Annotated in this window: 16 protein-coding genes; 8 read left to right on the top strand and 8 right to left on the bottom strand. The window is 62.6% G+C overall.

The window, feature by feature from the left end; translation table 11 throughout:
• The 4 genes from ABW137_RS19300 to ABW137_RS19285 form a co-directional block, all read right to left on the bottom strand.
• Nucleotides 1–361, bottom strand: a 361-nt coding sequence (locus ABW137_RS19300) for an alpha/beta fold hydrolase (RefSeq protein ID WP_526402898.1), incomplete at its 3' end; no start/stop codon positions are given.
• A 23-nt stretch (nt 362–384) separates the two neighbouring features.
• Nucleotides 385–1,143: an SMP-30/gluconolactonase/LRE family protein gene (locus ABW137_RS19295; protein WP_526402896.1), complete on the bottom strand. Its 759-nt coding sequence runs from the start codon at nt 1,141–1,143 to the stop codon at nt 385–387.
• A 101-nt stretch (nt 1,144–1,244) separates the two neighbouring features.
• On the bottom strand, nt 1,245–2,504 hold the full coding sequence (locus ABW137_RS19290) for a cytochrome P450 (protein ID WP_526402894.1): 1,260 nt from the start codon (nt 2,502–2,504) through the stop codon (nt 1,245–1,247).
• A gap of 186 nt (nt 2,505–2,690) precedes the next feature.
• Nucleotides 2,691–3,275 carry a TetR/AcrR family transcriptional regulator gene (locus ABW137_RS19285; RefSeq protein ID WP_526402892.1) on the bottom strand — a complete coding sequence of 195 codons (585 nt, stop codon included), beginning with the start codon at nt 3,273–3,275 and terminating at the stop codon, nt 2,691–2,693.
• Between the two features lie 78 nt (nt 3,276–3,353).
• On the opposite strand from ABW137_RS19285, the gene ABW137_RS19280 reads away from it, so the two are divergent.
• Genes ABW137_RS19280 through ABW137_RS19255 form a run of 6 tightly spaced genes read left to right on the top strand, consistent with a single transcriptional unit; the run spans nt 3,354 to nt 7,281 of the window.
• Nucleotides 3,354–3,836, top strand: coding sequence for a limonene-1,2-epoxide hydrolase family protein (locus ABW137_RS19280; protein ID WP_526402890.1), 483 nt, complete (start codon nt 3,354–3,356; stop codon nt 3,834–3,836).
• A gap of 40 nt (nt 3,837–3,876) precedes the next feature.
• On the top strand, nt 3,877–5,097 hold the full coding sequence (locus tag ABW137_RS19275) for a cytochrome P450 (RefSeq protein WP_526402888.1): 1,221 nt from the start codon (nt 3,877–3,879) through the stop codon (nt 5,095–5,097).
• On the top strand, nt 5,094–5,303 hold the full coding sequence (locus tag ABW137_RS19270) for a ferredoxin (RefSeq protein WP_526402886.1): 210 nt from the start codon (nt 5,094–5,096) through the stop codon (nt 5,301–5,303). The genes ABW137_RS19275 and ABW137_RS19270 overlap by 4 nt, the downstream gene beginning before the upstream one ends.
• Nucleotides 5,304–5,813, top strand: coding sequence for a nuclear transport factor 2 family protein (locus ABW137_RS19265; RefSeq protein ID WP_526402884.1), 510 nt, complete (start codon nt 5,304–5,306; stop codon nt 5,811–5,813).
• 44 nt (nt 5,814–5,857) lie between these two features.
• The gene (locus tag ABW137_RS19260; RefSeq protein ID WP_526402882.1) at nt 5,858–6,451 is read left to right on the top strand and encodes an HAD-IA family hydrolase; all 594 of its coding nucleotides are present in this window, start codon (nt 5,858–5,860) and stop codon (nt 6,449–6,451) included.
• Entirely contained in the window at nt 6,448–7,281 is an 834-nt protein-coding gene (locus tag ABW137_RS19255; protein WP_526402880.1) for an NAD(P)-dependent oxidoreductase, read from the top strand. Before ABW137_RS19260 ends, ABW137_RS19255 begins: the two co-directional genes overlap by 4 nt.
• On the opposite strand, the gene ABW137_RS19250 is transcribed toward ABW137_RS19255, so the two are convergent.
• The 3 genes from ABW137_RS19250 to ABW137_RS19240 form a co-directional block, all read right to left on the bottom strand.
• Complete coding sequence (locus ABW137_RS19250; RefSeq protein WP_526402878.1) at nt 7,278–8,012, bottom strand: enoyl-CoA hydratase/isomerase family protein; 735 nt, start codon at nt 8,010–8,012, stop codon at nt 7,278–7,280. The two genes, ABW137_RS19255 and ABW137_RS19250, sit on opposite strands and share 4 nt — an antisense overlap.
• A gap of 42 nt (nt 8,013–8,054) precedes the next feature.
• Nucleotides 8,055–8,843: a maleylpyruvate isomerase N-terminal domain-containing protein gene (locus ABW137_RS19245; RefSeq protein WP_526402876.1), complete on the bottom strand. Its 789-nt coding sequence runs from the start codon at nt 8,841–8,843 to the stop codon at nt 8,055–8,057.
• A 129-nt stretch (nt 8,844–8,972) separates the two neighbouring features.
• Entirely contained in the window at nt 8,973–10,562 is a 1,590-nt protein-coding gene (locus ABW137_RS19240) for a class I adenylate-forming enzyme family protein (protein WP_526402874.1), read from the bottom strand.
• A gap of 110 nt (nt 10,563–10,672) precedes the next feature.
• Here ABW137_RS19240 and ABW137_RS19235 point away from each other — a divergent pair, with 110 nt between their 5' ends.
• Nucleotides 10,673–11,632, top strand: coding sequence for an NAD(P)H-dependent flavin oxidoreductase (locus ABW137_RS19235; RefSeq protein ID WP_526402872.1), 960 nt, complete (start codon nt 10,673–10,675; stop codon nt 11,630–11,632).
• Nucleotides 11,629–11,820, top strand: a complete 192-nt coding sequence (locus ABW137_RS19230; protein WP_526402870.1) for a hypothetical protein — start codon at nt 11,629–11,631, stop codon at nt 11,818–11,820. Before ABW137_RS19235 ends, ABW137_RS19230 begins: the two co-directional genes overlap by 4 nt.
• 32 nt (nt 11,821–11,852) lie before the next feature.
• Here ABW137_RS19230 and ABW137_RS19225 read toward each other — a convergent pair whose 3' ends face one another.
• On the bottom strand, nt 11,853–12,155 hold the full coding sequence (locus ABW137_RS19225) for a hypothetical protein (protein WP_526402868.1): 303 nt from the start codon (nt 12,153–12,155) through the stop codon (nt 11,853–11,855).
• Nucleotides 12,156–12,182: the final 27 nt, after the last annotated feature.

Genomic DNA, 12,182 nt, shown 5'->3' with positions numbered 1-12,182 from the left:
GAAAGTGTTCATAGCTATCGCAATTGGTGAGAACGAGTCGTCCGATCCGCGACGTGTCCAGGCCGGGATCACCGAGAGCGGCCAGCACCAGACCGCCGCCGGTGTCGTTGGCCACCACCGTGACATCGGTCAGGTCAAGTGTTTCCATGAAGTGCACGACGCGGCGCGCGGCGGCTTCTGCCCCCAACTCGGCGCCGTCGGTGGCGGTGCTGTGCGCCCCCAATGGCCAGGTGGGCACCACGCACCGGTAGCCGCGCCCCAGTTCCTGCACGACGTCATTCCACAGCGCACCGGTGACATAGACGCCGTGGACGAACAGAATGGTCGGGCCAGTTCCGGTGTCGGTGTAGTCGATGGCCAGGCCGTCGACTTTCGCCGTGTTGGTCACCGTTCGGCTCCTTCTGTGGCATCAGGCAATTCCAAGGCCTGCACCGAGTTCTCCCAGAGCATGGCCACGAGCACCACTCCTACGTCGGGGATGACGTCGATGTCAGCCGGGCCGGAGTTGGCGGGGAAATCGTGGACGAGGCAAGTAGTGCCGGCACCGTCAATTGTGAACAGAGCCCCGTTAATGGAGTCGGTGGCGAGGTATCCCCCGGCGGGATGCGCGGCGAGCCCGTCGAGGTGTCCGATCGGTTTGCCGTCGCCGATCGGGCTGACCGTGCGATCGATGAGGTCGACGGCGCTGAGGTAACCGGCGTCGGGCTCATCGGGGTCGGTGCGGAACGGCCCAAGTCCGCCGAACCCTACGGCCACCAGTCGGTCCTGTTCTGCGATTAGTCCGTCGGGATGGTGCAGCAGAGCAGATTCCAGCCATGGCGCCCAGTCGCCGTCGCTGGTCAACCGCCAGATGATGTTCTTGCCGAGGTCGCTGACATAGACATCACCGTTAGGGTGCACGCTGACACCGTCGATGAACATCGAGTCCGGCGCGACATAGCGGGCGACGATCGATGCCGCCTCGATGTCGACGACAACCAATGCCTGCGAATCGGCCGCGTACAGGTGATCACGCTGTACCGCAAGATTTTTCACCTGGTTGAGGCCGGTGACCCACCGCGATTCAACAGTGGTCCCGTCGCTTGCGAGTTTGGTCAGGAAACCGTTGCCGTGCTCGGGTGGCGGAATGACTCGGTCAACCATATTGGAGACGTATATGAATCCGCGCTTGGCGTCATACACCGGCGACTCCGGCATCGCGAACCCATCGCACACCCAGCGCAAGCCTAGTTGAGGCACCCTAGTCACTTCGCGGCGGCGGGAGCGCGGAACCGCATGGGCACCGAACCAAACCCGTAGACCAGACCAACGTCAGGATGGAGCTGCAGCGCCCCCTCGTCGATCTCGTATTCGGGAATGCGATGCAAAATTTGTTGCAGCATCACTGTCATCTCCAGACGCGCGAGGTGTGCGCCCAGGCACCGATGGATACCACGCCCAAAGGACATGTGCCGGTTGTTGTTCCGATGCAAGTCAAGTCTCGTGGGATCGTCAAAAATGTCTTCATCGAAGTTGCCTGATGCCCACAGCATGAAAACCCGCTCCCCCGGGTTGATGGTCGCGTCTCCGACCTGAGCCTGAGCGCGGGCTGTGCGGCGAAAACCCTGGACCGGGCACACATACCGAAGCAATTCCTCAATAGCATTGCCCCACAACGGGTCATCGATTGGTGTATGGGCCAGCTCGGCGCGAAGATCGGGATGGCGCTGCAGTTCGACCAGCGAGCTGGCAACGGCGTTGGTGGTGGTGTCCAATCCGGCGAAAATGATGACCGCCACGATCTGCAACAGCTCCCTATCACTGAGGCGTGCCCCGTCAACTTCGGTCTGTGACAGCGCGGTCAGCACATCCTCGCGGGGATTCTTGCGACGATCCTGGACCTCGGCGAGCACGGCCGGCAGGTCGATCTTGGAAGAATCCGGACCCGACTGGCCCGGATTTTCAAATTGCGCCAAGACCGCATCTGACCACTGCTTCCAACCGTTGGTGGGCAGTCCAAGCCAGTCGAGCACCACGATCGCGGGCACCGGCGCGCAGAACGCACCGACGATCTCACACGACCCCGAATCGATAAACGAATCGATCAGCTCGTCAGTGACAGACCGGATGTAATCCTCACGGACGCGAACGGCTTTGGGAGTGAACAGCGGGTTCAACGCCCGCCGATACGCGCTATGTAGCGGAGGGTCATAGAACACCGGCGGCGCCGAACCGCGACCACCTTCGAGCAGGGCGGCGCGTTCCCTCTCGGGTAGCGCGTCGGGACCGTGCGGCACAAGATTTCCCAACGCAGACGAAAACGTTTGCGGATCGTTGGCGACACGGTCGATGTCGCGATATTTCGAGGTGACCCAAAACCCACCTTGGGCACCCGTCCACTTCACCGGGCAGTTTTCCCGCATCTCAGCGTAGACGCGCTGCGGTAGGTCCTGCTGCGCGAACTCCGGGTGGTGGTGGTCAAAGTTGTCGACCATCGCCTGCACCACGTCGTCGGGCTCCCCCACAATCCACTCCTTCGCCACCACAATTTGATCGGTCTGAGCGAATCCGCGTCGACATCAGCCGGATACTTGGCGCCGCCGCATACTAGAAGTATGCAATTCGCATACAGCCAGTATGTTCAAACCGCCGCCGCGGTGTCAACAGCGGCACGCTGATTGACACAGTGCGACCCGGGCCCGGCAGGAGAGTCAGCGAGCCTTTGCGGTGTTGCCTAGCCCCGATAAGAGCAGGGTGATCGCGGCGATGCCCTGTTCGCGTGCGGCCGCCGGCTCGGGTGAGTTGGCGATCACCAGCGCGGCTTCGTCGACCGCGGCGAGTAACACGTGGGCCAACACGATGAGCGGCTGAGCAGGCAGAGACCCCTCCAAAACCGCGCGTTCGAGCAGACTATGGATACGCCCAACACCGTAGCGCCCCTCCAGTTCACGCCAGATCTGCCAGCCCAGAACGGCCGGACCGTCGATCAGCAAGATCTGCTGTACCTCGGGCGTCAACGAAGCGTCGAGAAACCTCAGCAGTCCAGATCGCAACCTGCCCAGTGCATCGCCGCTGGCTTCACCGCCTCCAGCAGCACTGAGAAGATCTTCTTCGACCTGTTCGAACACCGCCTGGAACAGCGCCCTCTTATCGCCGAAGTGGTGATAAAGCGCGCCTCGTGTTCCCACCCCGGAAGCGGTGACAATCTCTTCGGTGGCCGTCTCGAAGTAGCCCTTTTCAACGAAGAGCCGCCTCGCTGCCGCGATGAGCGCCGCGCGGGTGGCCTCGGCCTGCACTGCGCGGGGACTTTTCGCAACCGACTGCGACTGTTGACCTCGGGGCACGCGCTCAGTATATTCCCATACAGTCTGTAGGTGAAATACATTCTGGCTGTATGCCCAAATGTTATGTGGCCAACCAATCGAAGGGTGCGCACTGTGACCGATCCGATCGAGGTTGTCGAGACGTTCTGCGGGCTGATGCAGGAGCGTGACCCTGCGTTGTTGCGCCCCTACCTCACCGACGACGCTGTGTACCAAAACGTCGGAACGCCAGCCACCGTGGGCGTCGACGCCATCACCACCAATCTTGCCCAGCAGTTCGCGGCGTTTCCGGACTCGTACGCCTACGAGTTGATCAACATCGCCGCCTCGGGTACTGCCGTGCTCACCGAACGCCTCGACATGATCAAAACTCCCGCGGGCGACGTGGTGGGTGTTCCGGTGATGGGCACCTTCGTGGTGCACGAGGGCAAGATTGCTCGCTGGACCGACTACTGGGACACCACATTGCCGCGAAAGTTGATGACCGGCACCGATGTAACGGATCTCGTGCCAAGCGACTATCTGGCGGTGTGACCTCTCCAGGTCGCCACGTATAACCCTGCGCTGCAGCGGAATGCACGATGACATGGATAACGAAGCGAGGCGAGTCATGGCGGTCGATGATGTCCGACACGAGGCGGTCACGTTCTACGAGCGTGCTCCGATGGCATTGGATCGTTCGCAGGGATGGCGCTACATCCGGTCCCGCGGCGACGTCTATGAGGCCGACGGGGTGTGGTACCTCACCAGCCATGAGGCCGTCCGCTTTGCACAGCACCACCCCGAGATTTTTTCCTCGGCCAGGGGCCGCGACCTCGGCAACCCAGTTCCCATGCTGCCGTTGATGATTGATCCACCCGACCATGCGCGTTACCGCAAGATTCTGGACCCGATGATTTCTCCACGGGTGGTAAACGCGATGGAGGATGGCCTCCGTACCCAGGTCGGGGAGCTCATCGAGGGGTTCGCAAACCGCGGGGAATGTGAGGCCATCTCCGAACTGGCCGAGCTGTACCCGGCTCAGGTACTGCTGACCTTGCTCGGACTTCCCGTCACTGATCGCGACAAGTTCCGGGAATGGTCCGATATTCTGACGTCGTCGAGTTTGGTCGGTGACGCTGTTCCCGCTCAGCGCCGAGCGGCAGGAGCGCTGTTCGCCTACCTCCAGGAACACCTCGCTTACAAACGCGCGAATCCGTCAGATGACATGATTGGCCGCGTCATCGCGCTCTCTGGTGACGACAAGTGGAGCGACGCCGAAATTTTGGGTATGTGCTTCCTGTTCGTCATCGCAGCGCTGGACACCACTACCGGTGCGATTGGCTTCACGCTTTATCACCTCGCTCGCAGACCCGATTTGCAGGCGGCCGTCGTCGCCGATCCAGCACTGGCGAACCCCCTTGTCGAGGAGATTCTGCGGTTGGAGTTACCCGCCCCGCACGTGTCACGCCAGACCACTTGCGACGTCGAGGTCTGCGGCGTCACCATTCCTGAAGGTTCGAAGGTCCGCATTGTGATGGCCACCGCCAACCGTGAGACCGCCGGTGGCGCGGCACCGGATGAGATCGATCTGACGCAGGCCGGCCGCGGGCATCTGACTTTCGGCGGTGGAATCCATCGTTGCCTCGGTTCCCACCTGGCCCGCCGGGAGCTACGGCTTGTCGTCGAAGAGTTCCACAAGCGGATCCCCGAATATCGGATTAGGGACGGTTTCGAGCCGCGGATCGCTTGGCCCACAGGTACCTATCACCTGGCTGATCTGCCACTGGTGTTCACCCCCGAGAGGATGCGATGAAGCTGACAATCGATGATAAGACCTGCATGGGCCATGGACTGTGCTACTACACCGCCCCTGACCTCGTTGAAGACGACGAGCGCGGGTTCGGCGTGGTCATTGGAACCGGCGAGGTTGCGCAATCGCAGCGTTCGGTGGCAGAACAAGCCGAATCGCTGTGCCCTGAACGGGCGGTCCACCTGACCGGCGACGGCGCGGTGAGCTGAATGACTCTCGATAGAAACGAGGTGCAGCTGCTCCTCGACGAGCGTGACATCCGACGGGTGCTCGACCTGTACCCGCGTGCCATCGACCGGCACGACCATGAGCTTCTGGCGTCGTTGTTCCACCACGACGCGGTCACCGAATACGGGTCCTATAACGGGCCGGTGGCGGGCTTCATCGAGTTCATGCGTTCAGGGGAGAAGCCGGGACAACACTGGATGCATCACAACGGTACGCAACTCGTAGAGCTCCACGGCAATGCCGCCCACGCCGAGACCTATTGCCTGGCATTCTGTCGCCAGAATGATGAGTCCGGGCGAAGGAGCAATCAAGAGGTCGTGCTCCGGGTCCGATACCTGGATCATCTCCAGAAGCGGGGCGGTCGGTGGCGGATTCAGCATCGGCGGGTAGCTTTCTCCCCCAGCCACATTTTGGAAATCGCCCGCGAGTTTCCGCTCTGGGAGGACACTTTCGTCGAGGGCGGCGCGGCCGACCCGAGCTACACCTGGTGAGGACACCTCAGCCGGCGGCGATCGTTTTCGACGTAGGCGGGGTCATGTCCGGGCCGCCGTTCGTCGAGCTGGAGAACTACGGCCGGGAACTGGGACTACCGGCGAACACGCTGTCACGGTACTTTCGCGGCGACCCGGAGTTCTCTGAGGTCGAAATCGGAGCGATGGAAATTAAGGAATTTTTCCAGCGCCTACCGAAGCGCATTCTGCACGACGCTGGGGTTGCGATCGATCTCGAACGCATCCGTGCGGCGTTGGTAGCAGTCAGACCCTTGCTGCCCGACATGATGGACCTCGCCGCGGCGCTATCGGAGCATCATATTGTCGCCGTTATGACCAACAATGTGGCCGACAATCAGCAGTGGTATGCCGACAATCTGCCTTCGAGCGTTTTTGCCTTCATCATGAATTCGGCCATCATCGGTGTGCGCAAACCCGACGAGGCGATCTATCTGGAGTTGGTACGTCGGCTCGGGTGCCCTGCAGCGGACATCGTTTTCATCGACGATTTCGCTGAAAACCTCGTTCCTGCCGCGAAATTGGGGATGAAGACGGTGCTGTTCACCGATATCGTCGACTGCAAGACTCAACTGTCAGCTCATGGGGCGCAGTTCGGCCGGGCTGGCACGCCGCGATGACCGAAACCGTCGGATTCATCGGTGCGGGTCAGCTCGGCCAGCCGATGGTCGCACGTCTTCTCGCTGCGGGTCATCGAGTACTCGTCTACACCCGTCGATCCGACATCAGCGACCAATTGCACCGTCTGGGAGCACACCTGGCCGACTCGGCGGGCGAAGTCGCCAGCCAAAGCGATCTGTTCATCTCCTGCCTGTTCTCCGATGCGCAATTGCGCGACGCCGGGCTGGGCCCGAACGGTTTTGCAGCTGTACAGAAGCCGGACAGTATCTTTGTCTCGCACACGACGGGTTCGCGGTCCACACTGGCCGAAGTGGCGCGGGTATCTCGCGCGCACACCGTCGATGCTCCCGTCAGCGGTACCGCCGATGACATCATGCGGGGCAAGCTGACGGTCCTGCTCGGAGGACCTGAGGAAGCCGTCGAAAGGGTGACACAGGTGATCAGTGCCTATGCCGACCCCATCATCGCAACAGGCAGCGCGGGCACTGCCCTCGATATCAAGCTCATCAACAATCTGCTGTTCGCGGCCAACGCCCAGCTGGTCGCCGCTGCTGCGGCGCTGGGCACTGAACTTGGTGTTGACAGCACCCGGCTGCTAGCGGCGTTAGCTGTTTGCAGTGGGGGAAGTAAGGCGTCATCGCATATCGGCCGTATGGGTGGATTGGAAGCATTTGAAGCCGGTGCGGGTCCCTTCCTGCGCAAGGACGTCGCCGCGTGCGTGGCCGCTGCAGAAGAGGGGCGCATCGACCTGGGAACGCTGCGTTCGGTGGTTGAGGGCGGGTTGCTGGCGCTGTCGGATACCGGTACCCAGCCAGCGGTGCGAACCTAGCGGCCCGCCGTCAGCCCAGGCGCGCCAACAGATGCTGCCAGCAGCGCGGCCGCCTCGTTCTCACGGGCTACCGCGTCCCTGATGTGGGACCGCATCGGTTCGCGCAGAAGCGCTTTAGCTACGAGTGCAGCTGAGCCGGGGGTGCCGGCAATGGTGCGTGCCAGCTCGACGGCCGCAGCGCTGAGCTCATCGTACGGATGGCTGAGCGCGGCTAGTCCCATCTCGATTGCTTCTGCGGCGGTGACCCAGCGACCCGACAGGATCAGCTCCATCGCACGCTGAGTTCCGATGATGTGGGGAAGCAGCCAGCTGCTCCCGGCTTCGGGAGCCGTGCCCAGGGCGGCGAACGGGTATCGCAGCCGGGTCTCGTTTTCCAGCAGCACGATGTCGCAGTGCAGCAACAACGTGGCGCCGAAGCCGACCGCAGCGCCTGCCGCGGCGGCGATCAACGGCTTGGAGAACGCGGTCAGCGCGTCGAGTAGGCCAACGAATTCCCGTTTCATGGCCTGCGTTTCGGCGTCGTCACGAAGATGGGCTAGATCGGCACCCGCCGAGAAGGCCCGCCGGCCGCCCTCGATGACGACCACCCTGATATCGGGGGAACTGTCAGCAGATTCGAGCGTTACCCGCAGGTCCCGATAGCCAGTCGGGGTAAACGCGTTCATTCGGTCGGGACGGTTTAGCGTCACCACCCGCACGCCGCCCGAATCGCGGGCGAGGATCTGATCCACAGGACTCCTTTGTCTGCTTTGACCGACCGTCTCGATTACCGGTCAGATGATGTTGACCGCATCGAGGAACCGAGATGCGAAGAGATCGTCGCCGGTAATGCCCAGATCGACTGTGCGCCAGGGCGTGCGAGCAGTGGCCCAGGCGGGGAAGTCGATCGACTCGCCGGCCACCGTCGCTGCCGCCGCGTCACACCGGCCCGGCGTGACGCGTAACAGTCCATCCCCTGCGGGGGCAACTGTCCACGTACCGCCGCCTGGGCCGGCCAGGGACAGCGTCAACGGACGATCGACCCAGCCCATCTTGTCCCGGTTCATCTGCTCGAGCCCGGCCAGCATCCATTCCAGCGTCGCGGTGAGCCGGCGGGCGTCTGTCGGCGGTGCGGGCTTGTCCACTGCCGGGGCGATGTCGTGCCATAGGTGGACGTGCCAGTCGAAAACCAAGGTGGACGGCAGCAGCCACGCTGGGTAGCGCCCGAGGCTGCCAGATCGGACTGTCATCGTGTTCATCGGCCCGCGGGCAGCCAGATTCATCGCCGCTGCGGTTACCCTGCTCCAGCGGGCGAATTCGCCGATCACCTGGTTGATCGGCCAGGTTCGCCGGTTCTGCACCAGTGCCTCATTATCGCGCTCGGTATCTGCGGACTGAAGAACATCGACGACCTGCCGACTCCAGATGACTCGACAACTAGCTCCCATATGGGCAATGACATCGCGCACCAGCCATCCCGAGGCGCGGCTGGGAGTCTGCCACTGGTCGGCGGTGAGTCCTCGGCAGAACTCGAGGACGGCACGACGCTGGGCCCTGAGCGCGAGGATGCGGTCAGCGGACATCGGCCTCCTCCTTCGGGCACCCTGTGGCTCACTGCGGCCAGCTATATTACTTAGTAAGCTTTGCAATGGGTACTGTTTCTGACACCGCGATGTTGAGCGATCCCCGGAACCTGTCGCACGGCAACACGGTCACCAACTGAAATGTGCGTCACGCAAGTCTGCTTTGCGCACTTTCCCCAGCGGCGTTCGCGGCAATGCGTCCACGACGACAAGGTGCTCGGGGGTCTTCTGGCGCGCCAATCCCGACAGCGCGAAGTGAGCGCGGACCTCGTCGAGATCCAGTGCTCGACCGTGATGGAGGACCACTACAGCCGCGACCACGTCGCCGTAGCGAGGATGCGGCGCCGCAACTACTGCACATTCGCACACGGCGGGGTGGGCGTAGAGGACCTCTTCGACCTGCGCCGAGGAGATGGTTTCACCGCCGCGGATGATGACATCTTTGATTCGATCGGTGATCACCAGCCGGCCGTCGATGTCGAGGTGCCCGAGATCGCCGGTGCGGAACCAGCCGTCGGCGGTGAACGCAACGGCGTTGAGCGCACCATCTTGGTAGCCAACGAACTGTTCGGGGCCTTGGACTAGCACTTCCCCGTCGACGCCGCAGGCACAATCAGCGCCGTCGGGACCCACGATTCGCACCGCCGATCCCGGCATCGGCCTGCCGTCGGTGCTCAGCAGCGCTAAGCGACTCGCCCCGAGGTGCTCACCGGTAACGGTGGGGTGTTCCGTCGCTCCGTAGCTGCGGAATGTGGTGATGCCCGCGGCTGCTGCTCGTCGAAGCAGATCCTCCGAGACCGGCGCTGCCCCGACTAGAAATTCATCGAGCGTGGCCAGCTTATGGGCGATGTCACCGCAGGCGAGGATGCCTTCAAGATGGAAGGGTGCGCCCGCGGTATTGGTGACGGCGAACCGCTGCACAATGTCCGATGCCAACTTCGGATCCCAGCTGTCGAGGAACACTGTTCGAGCCCCCGAGAGCAAGGGCCGCAAAACCGCGCCCACACCGGCGATGTGACCCGGTGGGAACGTCACCAACGTCGTATCGTCGGTCGTCGCAAACAACGCGGGCATAGTGCGCTGCTCGGCGAGCACCGTGTTATGGGTGTGCTGAACTCCTTTAGGCGCCGAGGTGGTCCCCGAGGTATACAAGACAAGACAGACCTCATCTGAACACACCGCGGGAGGCTGATAATCCTCGGCACACCCGGGCAGTTCAGAAAACGTGCGGTAGCCAGCTCCGGACCCGGCGTCCAGCAGCACTATCTGCCCGAGCGTGTCAATCTCTGAAAGTTCCTGTACGCGTTCATGATAACGGGTTGTACGCCACCGCTCGGGCATGACGATCACCTTCGCCGCCGACTCGGTAAGAATGAATCTGACTTCGGCCGTTCCGTAGATGTGAACGATCGGGACCAGGACGGCCCCGCACAGCAGCACTGCCTGGTAGATCGCCGGGCATTCCGGGCGGTTCGTTACCTGCACTGCGACCACGTCTCCCGGGCCTATGCCCAGTCGCTGCAGCTTGGCCGCCAAGTTCAGGGCATCGCGGCGAATCTCCGCCACCGTGAGACTGGCGTCGAAATCACCGCCGACGAAAGTCACCGGGGTGCGGCCGTGAACCTGCGCGCCGGCGGCGAAGGCGTCAAGGAGGGTCTGCCCAGAAAACCATCCTTCGCGATACCAGCGGTCGCGCAGCACACTGTGGGTCGAGGGCATCCCGGTGATGCTACCCAGGCCGGCCCGCGGCTTCGAGCTATTGCACTAGGTTGACTATCTAGATCGGGCTGGACTAGGTTGCGAATGTCCGGTGGAGGAGGCAGCCCAACATGCAGAAGGAAGAACTGCTCGACCGGTTGCGGCTGCCCCTGATGGCCGCGCCGATGTCCATCGCGTCCACACCGGACTTGGTTGCAGCCTGCTGCGCCGCCGGAATAGTTGGCTGCTTCCCGACTCATAACGCATGGGCCGCTGACGGTCTCGACACGTGGCTTCATCGACTTGCCGACGCCCAGCGGGACGGCAGAGCGCCGACAGGTGTTCACCATGCGCCGTTCGCAGTCAACATCAACGTCTCCAGCGCCAAACCGGCCGACTTGTTGAACCAGGAACTCGATCTCTGCCGCCGCCACGGCGTTGAGATAGTGACCACTAACGTCGGTCATCCCGGTAGCGTCGTGGAGCGCGTGCATGACTGGGGTGGGCTCGTCATCCACGACTGCGTGTCGGTAGCTCAGGCCGAGCGGGCGGTCGAGGCGGGCGTCGATGGGCTCATGTTGGTGTGCGCCGGCGCCGGTGGGCTCGGCGGCCAGCTGTCACCGATGGCTTTCGTTCCGCGTGTCCGTAGTTTCTTCGATGGTTTGATCCAGCTGGCTGGCGGTGTGTGCACTGGCGGCGGTATCCGCGCTGCACTTGCATTAGGAGCTGATATGGCTTGTGCGGGAACCCGATTCATTGCCACGGAGGAATCCGGCGTTGTCACCGAGCACAAACAGATGCTAGTCGAAGCCGATCTGGCCGACATCGTCTGGAGCGCGGCTATTTGCGGCATCGCCGGAAACTTCCTGCGACCCTCACTCGTCGCTTACGGCATCGACCCGGATTGCCTGCCACCGTTGGACGCGGCCGGGCGACCAACTATTCCACGAGATATCAAGCCGTGGAAGATGATCTGGAGCGGCGGGCACAGTGTCTCGGGGATCACCGATGTGCCGACAGTCGCTGACCTAGTGAGCGAACTCCACCGTCAGTTCGCCGATAGCTCATGTGCCGTGGGCGGCCAGCCATGACACTAGTTGACGGTTGCCGGTTCGCGACGGAATGGAAGTCGGCGATTCTGTCGGCGGAATATCCGAAAGCACTTTCCTATCGAGGAAGGGATGGCATCGTCGTCCTCTCTGTGCGCACCGAGGATACCGACGGCATCACCGTCGGGCCAGGAACGATCGAGGTGGCGTTGCCCCTTCACCAGAACTGAGGTCGCAGTGGATGACTCTGCCTACCTCCCACTCAGTCGCTCGCCGGCAACGGCTTGGCCTCCTTGAGGCTCATCAAGTCACTTCCCACGCTGAGGGCGCCGGCACCGGACTTGGTCACCAGCACCTCGGCGCCGTCTTCGTCGACGTAACGCTTACCCATGATGGTGCCGCCGGAGAACGCCGGATCGAGGGTGATCTCGTCGGCGTTCTCGACGTCGATGGGCACCATCGGTGCGCCCCCGGCGCGGAGTTCGGCCAGACTGGGGGCAGACTTCACCACAATGACCTGCGTTTCGCAGACTTGGCTTCGCAGGCGGGTGCCGTTTTTGATCATCGTCGTCCTTTGGTTCGGTTTAGCATT

This window comes from Mycobacterium sp., assembly GCF_040509115.1.
GTDB lineage: Bacteria > Actinomycetota > Actinomycetes > Mycobacteriales > Mycobacteriaceae > Mycobacterium.
This window is presented reverse-complemented; position numbering and strand designations above follow the sequence as displayed.

Bases quoted from the DNA above. Each gene is read 5' to 3' on its own strand.
- ABW137_RS19295 (WP_526402896.1), bottom strand. From the start codon at position 1,143: ATGGTTGACCGAGTCATTCCGCCACCCGAGCACGGCAACGGTTTCCTG.
- ABW137_RS19275 (WP_526402888.1), top strand. From the start codon at position 3,877: ATGCACGATGACATGGATAACGAAGCGAGGCGAGTCATGGCGGTCGAT.
- ABW137_RS19270 (WP_526402886.1), top strand. From the start codon at position 5,094: ATGAAGCTGACAATCGATGATAAGACCTGCATGGGCCATGGACTGTGC.
- ABW137_RS19265 (WP_526402884.1), top strand. From the start codon at position 5,304: ATGACTCTCGATAGAAACGAGGTGCAGCTGCTCCTCGACGAGCGTGAC.
- ABW137_RS19260 (WP_526402882.1), top strand. From the start codon at position 5,858: ATGTCCGGGCCGCCGTTCGTCGAGCTGGAGAACTACGGCCGGGAACTG.
- ABW137_RS19255 (WP_526402880.1), top strand. From the start codon at position 6,448: ATGACCGAAACCGTCGGATTCATCGGTGCGGGTCAGCTCGGCCAGCCG.
- ABW137_RS19245 (WP_526402876.1), bottom strand. From the start codon at position 8,843: ATGTCCGCTGACCGCATCCTCGCGCTCAGGGCCCAGCGTCGTGCCGTC.
- ABW137_RS19240 (WP_526402874.1), bottom strand. From the start codon at position 10,562: ATGCCCTCGACCCACAGTGTGCTGCGCGACCGCTGGTATCGCGAAGGA.
- ABW137_RS19235 (WP_526402872.1), top strand. From the start codon at position 10,673: ATGCAGAAGGAAGAACTGCTCGACCGGTTGCGGCTGCCCCTGATGGCC.
- ABW137_RS19230 (WP_526402870.1), top strand. From the start codon at position 11,629: ATGACACTAGTTGACGGTTGCCGGTTCGCGACGGAATGGAAGTCGGCG.
- ABW137_RS19225 (WP_526402868.1), bottom strand. From the start codon at position 12,155: ATGATCAAAAACGGCACCCGCCTGCGAAGCCAAGTCTGCGAAACGCAG.